Below are 14,552 nucleotides of genomic sequence, written 5' to 3'. Positions count from 1 at the left end.
CGCGCGATGCTGGGGGCCGATCTGTTGCGCATGGCGCTGGGCTGCGGCCTTGGCCTCATCGCCGGCAGTTTTCTCGGCGCCGTCGTCACCCGCTGGCCGCGTAGCGAATCAGTGATGCGCGGGCGCTCGGCCTGCGATGCCTGCGGGCGGACGTTGGGCGCGATCGACCTCATTCCACTGCTCAGCGCCTTGCGGACGCGCGGGCGATGCCGGACCTGCGGGGCACGGATCGATCCGGCGCATATGATCATGGAACTGGGCGCAGCCGTGATCGGCGGCGTCTGCGCCTTGATGCTGGCGCTGCCCGCTGCGGCGCTGGTTGCGGTGGCGCTGTGGATCTTGCTGGCGCTGGCGGTGCTGGATGCACGCCATTTCTGGTTGCCGGATGCCTTGACGCTCCCGCTTGCGGTGCTGGGTCTCACCCTGGGCGACTGGCTGGTGCCAGCGCCTTTTGCGGATCGCATGATCGGCGCGGCTATCGGCTATATCGGCCTGTTCCTGCTGGCCATGAGCTACCGGCGCCTGCGCGGACGCGATGGGCTGGGCTTGGGGGATGCCAAGCTGCTCGGTGCGATCGGCGCGTGGCTCGGCTGGCAGCTGCTGCCGTTCGTGCTGCTTTTGGCCAGCATCGGCGGGTTGATCTGGGCCCTCATCCTGTGTCTGAAGGGGCGGACGCTGTCCGGCGACATGCGCCTGCCCTTCGGCACCTGCCTGTGTCTGGCTGCACCACTGGCAGCAGCATTGGCGTGGACCATAGCCCCATGACGGTGATGCGGTAGAGTTACGTGGACAAAGTCCGACCTGAACGAGCATCCTCTTCGATCGGAGACAGGGAGGAGATGCAAGTCGGGAAAGGCTTGGGAAGCGGACTGTCAGAGTAGATCGATGAAAGCGTCTCGTCTCGTTTCATCCCTACCGTCTGCGAAGACCTTTTGAACTTTGCGCAAGAATGCCTGCATATCCGGTTTCGCGTTGGCGATATGAGTAATCATGATGCGGAAGGGTGGTGCAATCTCGTTGATATCGCCGCCGAAAACACTGTCGTTTATGGCGTCAAGGCTGTGCCCGTGCCATGAAGGGGCTCCAAGCTTGAGAAGGACTTCAATGGAGAAGTCTTCAGCGCTCTCCCAGCGCAGCGCGCTCATATCAATCGTCAGCATTTGGTCAAACTAACACCAGCTGACATGTCCGCAATTTCGTCTTGTCCGGAAAGGCAGCTTTGAGCGCAAAAATCCTAAATGGAGACTATCGGCATGAGGTTGCACGGACGGAAGGTTTTGATGATTTCTGCCGCTGAGCACTATAGCTGAGATGTCGGGGGAAGCGGCCATTCGCTTGTTTGAACTAAGAGAGCGTTGCCGTGTCAAAGATCACTGCCGCCGAGGATGATCCGAGCGTGACCGAGCGTTCGTGTCTGCTATGGTCGGACCGCAGGGCTGCGCTCAATCACGACGTAGCTAAATACGGAGAAGAAGCATGCTTTTTCACACGATGGTGGGATCGAACGACATTGAGCGGGCAAAGCGCTTTTATGATACCGTACTTGGCACGCTGGGGGTTGGGGAAGCGACCGTTAACGTGGCCGACAGCGGCCATAAGCGCCTGATCTACAACAACGGGAATGGTACCAATTTCATTGTTACGCAGCCAATCAACGACGAACCTGCGACCGTCGCGAACGGCGGCACCGTTGCCTTTTCATGCAGTTCGCCAGAGCAGGTAAAACAGTTTCACGATGTCGCCGTTGCAAATGGCGCCACATCGATTGAGGCACCCCCCGGTCCCCGCAATACGGCGTCTCTGGGTACGATTGAACTCGCCTATTTCCGCGATCCAGATGGAAATAAGCTGTGCGGGATCCATTTCCCCCAGTGATCGACGTTTTCTTAGTCGGCTGCCCGCCTATGCGTTGGTTGGGCAGCTGAACTTTCTGGTAAAGGCTAGGTTTCGCTGACGCTATCGCCGCTGAGAGCGACGGCGACCCGGTTCCATTTTCTCTCTCGATCGGAAGAGAAGGAGACGAATAAACTGGCTGAGGAAATCGAGCTTAGAAGAGTGATCGTCGAGAGGCAGCTATGTCGTCGTGTCCGGAAAGGCAGCCTCGGGGAAATGGAATGGAATAGCCGCCATTCTACCAACTTTGGAATTGTCGAAGCCACCTAGCGCTAAACGGGGAACCAACCACCGCGCCGCGGGGTTCATTCCCGGAGGTATCTCATGGCAGCGCGTGCATATTGGCGTGGGCAGATCAAGCTGGCGCTCGTTTCGATCCCCGTAGAGGTGTTCTCCGCCACGCGCTCCGGCGCCAAGATCGCCTTTCATCAGGTCCATGAACCGAGCGGCAAGCGCATCCGCTATGAGAAGGTCGCGCCCGGCGTCGGGCCGGTGGATCGCGATGAGATCATGAGGGGCTTCGAGGTTTCCAAGGGGCAGTATGTGCTGCTCGATGATGAGGAAATCGAGGCGGTGAAGATCGAGAGCCGCAAGACGCTGGACCTCGTCCAGTTCGTCGACGCGAGCGAGATCGACGTGCTCTATTACGACAAACCCTATTACGTCGTACCGGCGGACGATCTGGCCGAGGAAGCCTATGTGGTGCTGCGCGATGCCCTGCGGCAGGCGAAGAAGGTCGGCCTGGGCCAGCTTTCCGTGCGCGGGCGCGAGCAACTCGTCTCCATCAAGCCGTGCGGGCGCGGGCTGGTGATGGAGGTGCTGCGCTATGCCGACGAGGTGGTGAAGGCACAGGGCTTCTTCCGCGATATCGGCGACACCAAGCCGGAGGCCGATCTGCTCGATCTCGCCACCGCGCTGATCGACAAGAAAAGCGCGCCGTTCCACCCGGCCGAATTTCAGGATCGCTACATCCAGGCGCTCGAGGGGTTGATCGAGAAAAAGCGCAAGGCGAAGGGCGGCAAGCGCATCCTCGAGGATGCCGAGGAAGCGAGCCGGCCCGGCGGCAGCAATGTCATCGATCTGATGGCTGCGCTCAAGAAGTCGGTTGGCGATGGCGGCGGCGCCAAAAAGGGCAGCACCACCAAGAGCGCGCCTGCCAAGAGCCGGGCAACCGCCAGCAAGAGCGCCAAGGCTCCGGCCTCGAAGGCGGCGGGAAGCCGGGCAACCGCATCACGGTCGAGCCGCCGCAAGAGCGCCTGACATGGATCTCAACCCCGGAACGCCGCTGCATTGGGTCGATGGGGAGGTGATGCTGCGGCTGGGCATCGCGGCCCTGCTAGGATTGGCTCTGGGGCTGGACCGGGAATTGCGAGGACACGCTGCCGGGCTTCGTACCCATGGCCTCATCTGCTTCAGCGCGGCGGTGATGACGGTGAGCTCGATCTCGCTCTATCGTCAGCTTGCGACCGGCCAGTCGGGCATGGACCCGCTGCGTATCTTTGAGGCGACGGGGACGTTCGTCGGCATCATTGCGGCAGGCCTCATCGTCTTCAGCAAGGGCGAGGTCCATAATCTCACCACCGCCGCCCACATCTGGCTGGCGACCGTGGTGGGCATTGCGTGCGGTGCGGCGCAGTGGCCGCTGGTTTTGGTGGCGAGCATCGTGTCGGTGGTGATGCTGACCTTTCTGCGGCTGGTGGAGCGGCGCTGGATCGAGCCTCGCCTCGCAGAGAGGGCGTCCGACAAGGAAAAGGAGAAGAGCTGATGCCCCGCAAGAGCCCCCTTGCCGATTATGACGCCAAGCGCGATTTCACGCGGACGCCCGAGCCGGCAGGCAAGCAGGAGCGCAGCCCCGGCGGCAATTTGTTTATCGTGCAAAAGCATGACGCGACCCGTCTGCACTGGGACTTCCGGCTGGAAGTGGACGGCGTGCTCAAGAGCTGGGCGGTGACCAAGGGGCCAAGCGTGGACCCGGACGACAAGCGCCTCGCCGTGCGGACGGAGGATCATCCGCTCTCCTACGCGACGTTCGAGGGCATCATCCCCAAGGGTGAATATGGCGGCGGCACGGTGATGCTGTGGGACAAGGGCAGCTGGGCGCCGGTGGAAGGCAAGAGCGCCAAGGATATCGAGAAGGGCCACCTCCATTTCCGGCTGGAAGGCGAGCGGATGAAGGGCGAATGGCTGCTGGTGCGGATGAAGCCGCGCCCTGGCGAAAAGCGCGAGAACTGGCTGCTGCGCAAGATCGACGACGCATTCGCCGGCACCGGCGACGTTCTGGTGGAGCAATCACTGACATCCGTGCTCACCGACCGCACCATGGCGGAGATCGCGGCGGATACGGCAGGCGCGCAGTCGCTGGCCGGCAAGAAGGGCAAGGTCTTCACCCAGGCGATGGAGGCCGCCGCTGCGCATAATGACAAGGCTGCCAAGAAGGCGGCGGCGCCTGAGCGCCGGGCGTCGAAAGCTCAGTCGAAAGCCAAGCGGCCGGATTTCCAGTCCGTGCAGCTGGCGACCCTGGTCGATGCGGTGCCCACGGGCAATGAGTGGATGCACGAGATCAAGTTCGACGGCTATCGTGCGCTCGCGGCCGTCAACGGGGCGGATGTACGGCTCTTTACGCGCAGCGGCCTCGACTGGACGGACAAGTTTCAGCCCATTGCGGATGCCCTTGCCGCGCTGGACCTGCCGCCCGCGCTGATTGACGGCGAGATCGTGGCGCTGGGTAAGGGCGGCAATCCCGATTTCTCGACGTTGCAGGCCGCATTGAAGGGTGAGGGCAAAGCCGCGCTCAGCTTCTTCGCCTTCGATCTGCTGAGCCTCGATGGCGCGGACCTGCGCGGCAGTTCGAACATCGAGCGCAAGGAGCGGCTGGACTCGCTGCTCCACGCGGCAGAGGCGCCGCTTCATGTCGCCGATCATGTCATAGGCGCAGGCGAAAAGCTGTTTGCCGCCATGTGCAAGGCGGGTGGCGAGGGGATCATCTCCAAGCGCATCGATGCGCCCTATCGCGGCGCGCGGACCCGCAACTGGCTCAAAGTCAAATGTACGCTGCGGCAGGAGTTCGTGCTAATCGGCTGGAGCCGCAGCAGCGCCAAGGGGCGTCCGTTTGCCTCACTTCTGCTAGGCCAGCGAGAGGGGGAGGAGCTGGTCTACAAGGGCAAGGTCGGCACCGGCTTCGATGCGGCGACGATGGACGATCTCGCGGCCCGCTTCGCCACCCGCGCGCGCAAGACCCCGGCGGCGGAGGTGCCCCGGGCCGAGGCACGCGGTGCGCAGTGGATCAAGCCGGACCTGGTTGCCGAGGTGGCCTTTGCGGAATTTACCGGCGACGGGCGGGTTCGGCATGGCAGCTTCCTGGGGCTGCGCAGCGACAAGGACGCGACCGCAGTGACGCCCGAAAAGAAAGCCCCCGCACCCAAGGCGAAGAGCGACGTGCCGATCTCCAACCGGGAGCGTGTGATTTTCCCCGAGAGCGGGCAGACCAAGGGCGATCTGGCCGATTATTATGCGGCGATCGCGCCGATCATGCTGTCTTTCGTGTCGGACCGGCCGATCAGCCTCGTGCGCTGCCCGCAGGGCCGGGCGAAGCAGTGCTTTTTCCAGAAGCATGATAGCGGTTCGTTCGGCGCCCATGTGCATCATGTGCCCATTCGCGAGAAGGATGGCGGCACGGAGGATTATCTCTACGTGCAGGACAGCGAGGGCCTGCTCGCCTGCGTGCAGATGGGGACCATCGAATTTCACGGCTGGGCCGCGCGGGCCAGCGATGTCGAGCATCCTGACAAGATGATCTTCGATCTCGATCCCGATGAGGCGCTGGATTTCTCCGAGATCATCCGCGCGGCCCGGGATATCCGCCGGCGGTTGGAGGATATCGGGCTGGTCAGCTTCGCCATGCTGTCCGGAGGCAAGGGCGTGCATGTGGTCGTTCCGCTCACGCCGGGGCATGATTGGGACACGCACAAGGATTTCTCGCATCGCTTCGCAGAGGCGATGAGCATGGCTGAGCCGGAGCGCTTCGTCGCCACGATGAGCAAGGCCAAGCGCAAGGGGCGCATCTTCATCGATTATCTGCGCAACCAGCGGGGCGGCACGGCGGTGGTGCCCTATTCCGCGCGCGCCCGTGCTGGCGCGCCGGTTGCGGTGCCGATCAGCTGGGAGGAGCTGGAGGATGCGAAGGATGCGCATCCGTTCAGCATCGCGGATGCGGAGGCCTTAATCGAGCGGTCACGGGACAAGTCGCTGCGGGGCTGGGGATTGATGGCGCAGGGCTTGCCGGAATTGTGAGCCTTTGCCTGCCCGCTCGTGTCGAGCGAAGTCGAGACACGTTAGGACAGCGCTGGCGTGTCTCGACTACGCTCGACACGAACGGGGGGGAGAATTAGACCCCCTATTCGTGCCGGAGCGCGTCGATGGGGTTCAGGGCCGCCGCCCGCCGGGCGGGGAAGAAGCCGAACACCACCCCGATCAGCGCTGAAATGCAGAAGGCAAAGACGTTGATCTGCGCGTCGAACGTCCACGGCACCTGCATCAAGGGCGTCGCCACGGCGATGGCGATCTGCGCCAACAGCAGGCCGATCGCGCCGCCGAGGCAGGAGAGCACCACTGCCTCAACGAGGAACTGCAGCAGCACCTCGCGCTGCACCGCGCCGATGGCGAGGCGGATGCCGATTTCGCGGGTCCGTTCCGTCACGGAAACGAGCATGATGTTCATGATGCCGATGCCACCCACCACAAGGCTGATGCCCGCCACCGCCGCGACGATGCGGGTGAGCAGCGTCGTGGTGCCGGTCAGCGTGTCGGAAATCTGGCGGGTGTCGAAGATGTTGAAGTCATCTTCCTTACCGCCGGTGATCTTCCGCCGGTCCCGCAGCAGGTCGGTGAGGGAGGCCTGCACCTGCTGGGTCGAATAGGCCTGATCGACGCCCACCATCAGTAGCCGGATATCCGTCGTCCCGGTAAAGCGCCGCTGTACGGTCTTGATCGGCATGATGACGACATCGTCCTGATCGCCGCCGAAGCCGGCTTGTCCGCGCGTGCTCAGCGTGCCGACGATGTCGCAGCTGACGTCGCCGATGCGGAAGCGCTTGCCGATGGCATCGTCGCCCCGGAAGAGGTTGCGCTGCACGGTCGAGCCGATGATGCATACGGCCTTGCCCGCCGTTTCCTCCGCCGGGGTGAACATGCGCCCGGCACTTAGGGGCCAGGGCTGCACCTTGAAATAATCCATCGTCGTGCCGTTGATCGTCGTCGACCAGTTGGCGCCCTCATAGATCGCCGTCGCGCTGGCCTGCGCCTGCGGTGCGACCGCGGTAACGCCCGCCACCTGCTGCTGAATGGCCGTTACGTCCGAGGGTTCGAACTCGGGCGGACGCGGCCCGCCGCCCCCCCGGCCGAAGCCTTGGCCGGGGCGCACCTGCAGGATGTTGGTGCCAAGCGCCGCGATCTGCTGCTGCACGGCGGCTGTCGTTGCCTTGCCCAGCGTCACCATGGTCACGACCGCCGCCACGCCGATGATGATGCCCAGCGTCGTGAGGAATGAGCGCAGCTTGTGTCGCAGGATCGAGCGCAGCGCGAGGAGGAAGGTGGTGCCCAGCATCAGTGCATCGCCCTTTTGCCGGCGCCCTGTTCGATGCGATCGACCAGCCCGTCCTTGAAATGCACGATGGTGCGGGCGAACTCGGCCATGTCTGGCTCGTGCGTCACCATGAGGACGGTGATGCCCGCATCGCGATTGAGGCCGCTCAGCAGTTCCATGATCTCCACCGAGCGCTCGCTATCGAGATTTCCGGTGGGCTCGTCGGCCAGCAGTACATCGGGATTGGTGACGATCGCGCGCGCGATGGCGACGCGCTGTTGCTGGCCGCCGGAGAGTTCGGCGGGCGTATGGTCCCACCATTTATCCAGCCCGACCTTCTCGAGCGCGCTCATTGCCGCCTCCCGCCGCGCATCCTTGGCATCGCCGCGGTAGAGCAGGGGCAGCTCGACATTTTCGAGCGCCGTCGTGCGCGCCAGCAGGTTGAAGCCCTGGAAGACGAAGCCGAAATATTTGCGGCGCAGCAGCGCCCGCTGATCCCGGTCCAGCGTCTCAACATGCACGCCCTTGAACATGAAGGCGCCGGAGGTCGGCACATCGAGGCAGCCGAGGATGTTCATCGCCGTCGACTTGCCGGAGCCGGACGGGCCCATGACCGCCACGAAATCACCCTGCGCCACGTCGAGGTCGACGCCCTTGAGCGCCTGGAACGCCGTCGCGCCCTCGCCATAGACCTTGGTGATGCCGCGCAGGGAAATGAAGGCGTTATCGGCCACTGCTGGCGGCCCCGCTGAGCTGGCTGGTGATGACGTTCATGCCGGGCTTGAGGTCGCCGGAAAGCACTTCGGTATGGAAGCCGTCGGTGTCGCCGGTGGTGATCTGCACCGCTTTCGGCTTGCCGTCGTCGCCCAGCACATAGACCTGCTGCTGCGCGCCGCGACCCACGGTGACGCTGCGGTCATTGCCGCCGCCTCTGCGGCGCGGCCCCATGGAGAGCGCGCCGGTGATGCCGGACTGGCCGCCGCCAGCCTGGCTGCCGCCCTGCGCCTGCGGGGAGAAGCGCAGCGCCGCGTTGGGCACCAGCAGCACGTCCTTCTTGTCGGACGTGACGATGTCCGCCGTCGCCGTCATGCCGGGGCGCAGATCGAGCTTCTCGTTATCGACGCTGAGGTCGGCGGCATAGGAGACGACCTGACCCGTGGTGCCGCTCGTGGACGTGCTCGACGTCGAGGATGCGCTGGCCGCGCTGGCCGAGAGATTGGAGCCGATGTCGACACGGGTGATGACGGCCGGGAAGGTCCGCTCAGGGAAGGCGTCCACGATGAACGTCGCCTTCTGGCCTTCCTTGACCGTGCCGACATCGGCTTCGTCAATGGCCACCTCCAGCTTCATCTTGGAGAGATCCTCGGCGATCACGAACAAGGTCGGCGTGTTGAACGAGGCCGCGACCGTTTGGCCGGGGTCGACCTGACGGGCGAGCACCACGCCAGCCACGGGCGAGCGGATGATCGCGCGGGCGCGCTGCGTCTGGTTCTGGGAAAGCGCGGCCTGGCTGGCGACGACATTGGCCTCGGCCACGCGCAGCGCAGCCTGCGCGCGCTGTACATTGGCGCGTCCGGTCTGCAGCTCGGTTTTGGAAGGAACACGTCCGCCGGAAAGTCGGGCGACTTCCTCCAGCCGGGCAAGCTGCGCCTGCGATTCGGAGAGGGTTGCCTTGGCCTGCGCCACCTGCGCCTGATTGGCGGCAAGCTGGGCGCGGCCCTGGCGAATCTGGTCTTCGATCTGCTCGGGGTCGATCTCGGCCAGCGGCTGGCCCTGCGTCACACGGTCGTTCACGTCCACCAGCACGCGCACCACCAGTCCGGAGAGCTGCGAGCCGACCGTCACCTGATTGGTCGGCGCCAGCTTGCCGGTCGCCGAGACAGTGGTGACGAGGTGGCTGCGCTGCACCGGCGCGGTCACATAGCCGGGCGCCTCTGCGTTGCCGAAGAAGCGCCAGGCGAGCAGGATGAGCAGCAGCGCGCCAGCGACGATGGCGACCCATTTGAAATGGCGGCGCCAGGCCGGCTGCGGCTTCACGCCGAGGAAATCATCGAGTTGCTGATCTGCCATGCTTGTGCTTCCGGTCATTGAGGCGCGGTCGGCGTGACGGTGGAATCCCACCCGCCACCCAGTGCGGTGTAAAGAGCGATCAGGGCGGTTGCCTTGTCGGCGCGGGCCTGCACCAGGCCGTTGCGGGCCGAGATGAGCGATGCTTCCTGCGTGTTGAGCGTGGTGAAGTCCGTGAGGCCGGTGCGATACTGGTCGCGTGCGAGCAGAGCGGAAGTGTTGGCCGCATCGAAGGCGATGGCGAACTGTCGTTCCCGCTCACCGGCGGTGCGCAGCGCAACCAACGCGTTCTCGACATCTTCCAGCGCGGTCAGCACGGTCGACCGATAGCTGGCGAAGGCGCCTTCCGCGCCGGCCTGCGCGGAGCGGATCTGCGCGCTGGTGCGGCCGCCATCGAAGATGAGCTGGCTGAGGCTCGCGAACAGGCTGCCGGTGATCGTATCGAGCACGCTGCCGATGCTGGTGGCGCCCGCGCTCAGGCTACCGCCGATGCTGAGCGCCGGGAAAAGCTGCGCGCGCGAGACGCCGATCTGCGCGGTGGTGGCGGCGAGGTTGCGCTCGGCGGCACGCACGTCGGGGCGCTGGCGCAGCACGTCGGCGGGGATGCCGGCAGCGATCTCCTCCGGTCCATGGGGGATCGGCTTGGGCGCTGCCAGCATCTCCTTGAGCGCGCCGGGTGCCTGCCCGGTCAACACGCCGATGCGGGAGACGGCGGCATTATACTGCTGCTCAATCTGTGGCAGGCTGGCGGCGGTCTGTGCCCGGCTTGCCCGCGCCTGCTCGGCATCCAGCGAAGAAACCAGCCCGGCCTGAACGCGGAAGCCGGCGATCTCCAGATTATCGTCCTGAATCGCGAGACTCGACCGCGCATTCTCGATCTGCGCCTGATAGGCACGCGCCAGCACATAATTGCGTGCAACCTCGCTCTGCACCGAGAGCAGCACGGTCGCATAATCGAAGCCCGCGCCTTCATATTGCGCCCGGCTGGCCGCCACGGAACTGCGCACGCCGCCGAAGAGATCGAGCTGGTAGCTGGCGTCCAGCCCCAGCGAAAAGCTGTCGGTGCCCCCATCGCCGACGGTCACGACCGATCCATCCGGCAGCGTCGTCGTCCTGTCGCCGCCCCGCAGCGGCTCGGTCCGGCGGTAACCGGCCGAGCCACTGGCCGAGGGGAGAAGGCTCGAGCGGCTGACCACCAGCGCCTCGCGCGCCTGCCGCAGCCGCGCCGTCGCCTGTGCGAGGTCGAGGTTGGATTGCGCGGCCTGCTCCACCAACTGGCCCAGCACCGGATCATCGAAGCTCTGCCACCAGCGGGTCAGGTCCGGCCGGTCCGGTGTCGCGGGCACGGACCACTGATCGGGCACCCCCAGAGCGGAGGCGCTTTTCGGCTCATAAGCGGGAGCCATGGTGCAGGATGGCAGCAGGACGATGCCCGATAGCAGCAGGAATGCGCGGTTCATGCCCAATGAATGGGTGAGCGCGCAATTTTCGTCCAGCCGCAAATTGTCACAAATTATACCGAACGGGTAGATTGCCGCTACGGAACGCTGCGCGAAGCGGCCTTATCCATTCCTTAAGATATTGATGGTTAAGGAAGTTGTTCGGTGAATGCGCGTCGATTATCATGGCTGCAACAGGGCCGGATTGTCGCAAGCGACGCACCAGGACGGAGCCCGATCTTCTTCGAGAGAACAGCATGATGAACGTGAGGCTTGGCGCTGCGGCGCTCGCATTGTCTTTGGTATCGGTCCCCGCTTTGGCGACCTCGACCATTACCGACGGGATCAACAACCCAGCAGGCCAGTGGGCCGGCATCGATTATTGGGGCGTTCAGGTCTCCCAATTCTCGACCGTGGACCAGACATTCACGTTCAACCTGCCGACCTACAGCAAGGTGGATCTGTTTCTGAGCGGTTCGCCGAAATTCCAGTTCACGGACATTTTGCTCAACGGCACGAGCATCGCCAGCAATCTGACGCCGGGCTGGTCCAACGCGCTGATCGGTTCCGGCTTTGCCGATGCCGGGTCGGTAACCCTGCAGTTCAAGGCGAACTACACCTGCCCCGATTGCTGGGGCGACTGGTTCGGCGGCTATGTGCAGGTAAGCGAGGCGGCCTATAATCCGCCTGTGACGCCGCCGGCCTCCAATCCCATTCCTGAGCCTGCGACCTGGGCGCTCATGCTCGGCGGCCTGGCACTGGTGGGTCTTATGATGCGCCGCCGCAAGGTGTCGGTCAGCTTCGGCTGACCGGCTTCGTCCGCAGCAAAGGAAGAGAGGGCCGGACTTCCGGCCCTTTTTCATGGGTCATGCTGGAGTAGGCGCGCGGCCCTCTCCGCCAGCGATGGTCAGCACCAGCTTTTCCAGCACGACATTGTCGTCGATGCGCCAGATGCTGATCCGGTGCCGCCCGGCCTCAACCGGGCCGAGATCGGCGGTCAGGCGTAGGCTGTTGTCGATGACCGCCTCGGCCCAGCGCCGCTTGGCGGGCGTGTCCTGCGCGCCGCCCGTCGGCTCCAGCACGGCTCGCAAGACCATGACCGGGCCGTCGTCCAGAGACACACCGAGCGCGACTCCGGCCTGTCCCATCGTATCCAGCGTGGGGACCAGATGGGCCGTGATCTGGCCAACCCCCGCATGCGGAACGTCCACCTCATAATCGAGCGCGACCCCGTCGGCCGGCGTGGTCGGCGGCCTGCCTTGCGGCAGAGCCACCACCGCACTGCCGCCCTGACCGAGATGGGCGATGGGCGTCCAGCGCGGGCCCTTGGCATGGCGCGCGCGGGCGAAGTCGCTCGCGGCGATCGTGATGACGCGGGGGTCTGCAGGGCGGGGCGTGACGAAGACGGGCGTGCCCTTCGTTGTGCCATCGCCGACCCGTGAGATGCTGGGCATGCTCTGCTGGGTCGGCTGCTGCCAGATGACATAGCCGATGTGCACCTGCGCCATCATGCCATCCCACTTGCCGCCATTGAGCGTATGATAGTGTGCGGTCAGATCGGCATCGCGCTGGTAGCTCGTTTCCACCATGTCCGCGAAATAGTTGGCGCGCGGGTCATTGTCCTGCGCCAGCCGCTTGTTCCACGCCGCGCCATAATAGAGCCGGTACAGATTGGCCATCGCGCTGATCGGATAGGCGAGGAGCTGATCATAAGCATCGTGCTGCTCGGGGCGCAGCCGCGCCCGCGTGGCGAGCATCCGGCGTTCGAGCGCATCCCACTCACCGACCAGAGCCCCGAACACGCCTCCGTCCAGCGCCTGCGAGGTGACGTCGCCCAGCGGGAAGCTGTCCTGATCGATCAGTTCGGGTTTTCGCCGCGCGGCATATTGGCTGTAGGCCGTCATCATCGCACCGATCGCCTCGGCCTGTTCGGGGCCGAACGTCGCCGCCGCCCAACGCGCCGGATAAGCCGCAAGCGCCTGCGGCGTCATCGTCTCAGGGTTCCAGGCCATCGCCAGGAAGAAGCTCAGCGGATATTCCATGGGCTTGATGTCACCGACATTGACGATCCACATCGCCCGGGCATCGCGCTGATAGGCGAGGTCCATCTGTTGCCAGACCTTCTCGATCTGGTTGGTGTTCAGCCACTTATAGTTGCGCGGCACGCCCACATAATCGAAGTGATAATAGACCCCATAGCCGCCGCTGCGGGGTTTCGCGGCCGGATCGGGCAGGCGGCGGATCTGGCCCCAATTGTCGTCGGCGAACAGCAGGATGACATCGTCGGGCACCTGCATGCCGTGGTCATAATAATCCTGCACTTCCTTGTAGAGCGCCCAGACCTGCGGGGTCTTGTCCGCGCTCTGCCCGGTCGCCTGCGCGATGATGCCGCGCTGGTCCGTCACGATCTGTTCGAGCAGCGGGATCGCGGTGCCTTCCGCCATGGCTTCGTCGCCATCGCCTCGCATTCCGATGGTGACGACAGACTCATAGCGCCCGCCATTCCCTTTCGACATCATGCGGGCGATCCCGCCGCGCCAGAATTCGCGCAGATTGTCGGCGTTGGTCGTGTAATCCCAGCGTCCGCCGGTCACGCCGCCTTCAGGATTGCGGTGCCACTCGTCCTGCGCCCGGAGCATAGGCTCGTGGTGGGAATTGCCCATCACCACGCCCATTTCATCGGCAAGGGTCATGTTCTGCGGGTCGTCGGCGGCGAAAGCGCGCGGTGCCCACATCGCCGGCCAAAGATAATTGCCCTTGAGGCGCAGCAGAAGCTCGAAGACATGGGCGTACATCGCGGTGTTGAAGCCGCCGAACGTCTTTTCCGCCCAACTGCTCAGGCAGGGCGCCTCGTCGTTGATGAAGAACCCACGGTAGCGCACCTTGGGCTGATCCCGCACTGGCGTGGCGGCGATCGACACGTCCGACCTTCGCCTGACCGGCACATCGGCAAACCAATGCCATGGCGAGACGCCGATCTGCTCGGAAACATCATAGGTGCCGAACACGGCGCCGCGCCGATCTGATCCCACGATCACCAGCGCGCGCTCGATCCCCTTGGCCGGATGATCCACGACGATTCGCCGAAAGGCTTCCCAGGCCCCCGCGAGATCGCCCACGTCGATCTTTCCGGCAGCCATCAGACCGTCGATCAATCGGCTTTGGCCCAGCACGCCGATGATGACAGCCACGCCGGAAGGCGTGCTCCCATAGCCTTTCGACACGCGCGCAGCCGTGCCGCACACCCGCCCAATATCTTCCGCGAATCGCGTGGCGACATGGCCCACCGCACTGTCGGCCTCATTATCGATTATCACCCCAGCCGGCACGCCGCTGCGGATCAGCGGGAAGGGCGCTTGCGCCCCCAATCCCAGCGTCCCGGCGCGCGCGGCGAGTGGAGAGCCTAGCAAAGCGAGCGTTCCGGCAGCCGCGCTCCCCATCAGCCGTCGCCGCGTGACTCCGCTGGCTGCGTGCTCGCGCATGATCCGCTCCCTTCACTCTTCGTCTGTCTGCGACGCCTCAGCGCACCATCACGCGTTTTACTCCGACAAATAAAGTGCAAATAGTTGAGC

The 14,552-nt window shown here is 64.5% G+C and carries 11 protein-coding genes and 1 pseudogene; 6 read left to right on the top strand and 6 right to left on the bottom strand.

Translation table 11 applies throughout. From position 1 onward, the window contains the following. The first annotated feature begins 6 nt into the window (after positions 1 to 6). A complete protein-coding gene (locus M2331_RS10505; protein ID WP_181560232.1) occupies positions 7 to 765 on the top strand; it encodes a prepilin peptidase in 759 nt (252 codons plus the stop codon). A 107-nt stretch (positions 766 to 872) separates the two neighbouring features. On the opposite strand, the gene M2331_RS10500 is transcribed toward M2331_RS10505, so the two are convergent. Beyond that, positions 873 to 1,160: a barstar family protein gene (locus tag M2331_RS10500; protein ID WP_181560231.1), complete on the bottom strand. Its 288-nt coding sequence runs from the start codon at positions 1,158 to 1,160 to the stop codon at positions 873 to 875. A 316-nt stretch (positions 1,161 to 1,476) separates the two neighbouring features. Between M2331_RS10500 and M2331_RS10495 the strand changes: the two genes are divergently transcribed. From M2331_RS10495 to ligD, 4 genes are all read left to right on the top strand, one after another. After that, positions 1,477 to 1,875 carry a VOC family protein gene (locus tag M2331_RS10495; RefSeq protein ID WP_181560230.1) on the top strand — a complete coding sequence of 133 codons (399 nt, stop codon included), beginning with the start codon at positions 1,477 to 1,479 and terminating at the stop codon, positions 1,873 to 1,875. Between the two features lie 342 nt (positions 1,876 to 2,217). After that, positions 2,218 to 3,153 (top strand): Ku protein, encoded by a 936-nt coding sequence (locus tag M2331_RS10490; protein ID WP_181560229.1) that lies wholly within the window; start codon positions 2,218 to 2,220, stop codon positions 3,151 to 3,153. Between the two features lies 1 nt (position 3,154). Then, positions 3,155 to 3,658: an MgtC/SapB family protein gene (locus tag M2331_RS10485; RefSeq protein WP_181560228.1), complete on the top strand. Its 504-nt coding sequence runs from the start codon at positions 3,155 to 3,157 to the stop codon at positions 3,656 to 3,658. Continuing rightward, on the top strand, positions 3,658 to 6,183 hold the full coding sequence (gene ligD / locus M2331_RS10480) for a DNA ligase D (RefSeq protein ID WP_181560227.1): 2,526 nt from the start codon (positions 3,658 to 3,660) through the stop codon (positions 6,181 to 6,183). The genes M2331_RS10485 and ligD overlap by 1 nt, the downstream gene beginning before the upstream one ends. Positions 6,184 to 6,286: 103 nt before the next feature. Here the strand turns inward: ligD and M2331_RS10475 are convergent, their stop codons facing one another. Genes M2331_RS10475 through M2331_RS10460 form a run of 4 tightly spaced genes read right to left on the bottom strand, consistent with a single transcriptional unit; the run spans position 6,287 to position 11,001 of the window. Then, positions 6,287 to 7,495, bottom strand: a complete 1,209-nt coding sequence (locus M2331_RS10475) for an ABC transporter permease (RefSeq protein ID WP_181560226.1) — start codon at positions 7,493 to 7,495, stop codon at positions 6,287 to 6,289. Continuing rightward, positions 7,495 to 8,208: an ABC transporter ATP-binding protein gene (locus M2331_RS10470; RefSeq protein WP_181560225.1), complete on the bottom strand. Its 714-nt coding sequence runs from the start codon at positions 8,206 to 8,208 to the stop codon at positions 7,495 to 7,497. Before M2331_RS10470 ends, M2331_RS10475 begins: the two co-directional genes overlap by 1 nt. Continuing rightward, complete coding sequence (locus M2331_RS10465; protein WP_181560224.1) at positions 8,198 to 9,544, bottom strand: efflux RND transporter periplasmic adaptor subunit; 1,347 nt, start codon at positions 9,542 to 9,544, stop codon at positions 8,198 to 8,200. Before M2331_RS10465 ends, M2331_RS10470 begins: the two co-directional genes overlap by 11 nt. A gap of 14 nt (positions 9,545 to 9,558) precedes the next feature. Beyond that, positions 9,559 to 11,001: an efflux transporter outer membrane subunit gene (locus tag M2331_RS10460; protein ID WP_181560223.1), complete on the bottom strand. Its 1,443-nt coding sequence runs from the start codon at positions 10,999 to 11,001 to the stop codon at positions 9,559 to 9,561. Positions 11,002 to 11,693: 692 nt separating this feature from the next. Between M2331_RS10460 and M2331_RS16620 the strand changes: the two are divergent. Beyond that, positions 11,694 to 11,789 (top strand): annotated as a pseudogene (locus M2331_RS16620) (PEPxxWA-CTERM sorting domain-containing protein); the annotation flags it as partial. A gap of 57 nt (positions 11,790 to 11,846) precedes the next feature. Here the strand turns inward: M2331_RS16620 and M2331_RS10450 are convergent. After that, positions 11,847 to 14,462, bottom strand: a complete 2,616-nt coding sequence (locus tag M2331_RS10450) for a glycosyl hydrolase 115 family protein (RefSeq protein ID WP_181560222.1) — start codon at positions 14,460 to 14,462, stop codon at positions 11,847 to 11,849. Positions 14,463 to 14,552: the final 90 nt, after the last annotated feature.

Source organism: Sphingobium sp. B10D7B (assembly GCF_025961955.1).
Taxonomy (GTDB): domain Bacteria; phylum Pseudomonadota; class Alphaproteobacteria; order Sphingomonadales; family Sphingomonadaceae; genus Sphingobium.
The sequence above is the reverse complement of the archived record's forward strand: the minus strand, read 5'-3'. Positions and strand labels throughout refer to the sequence as shown.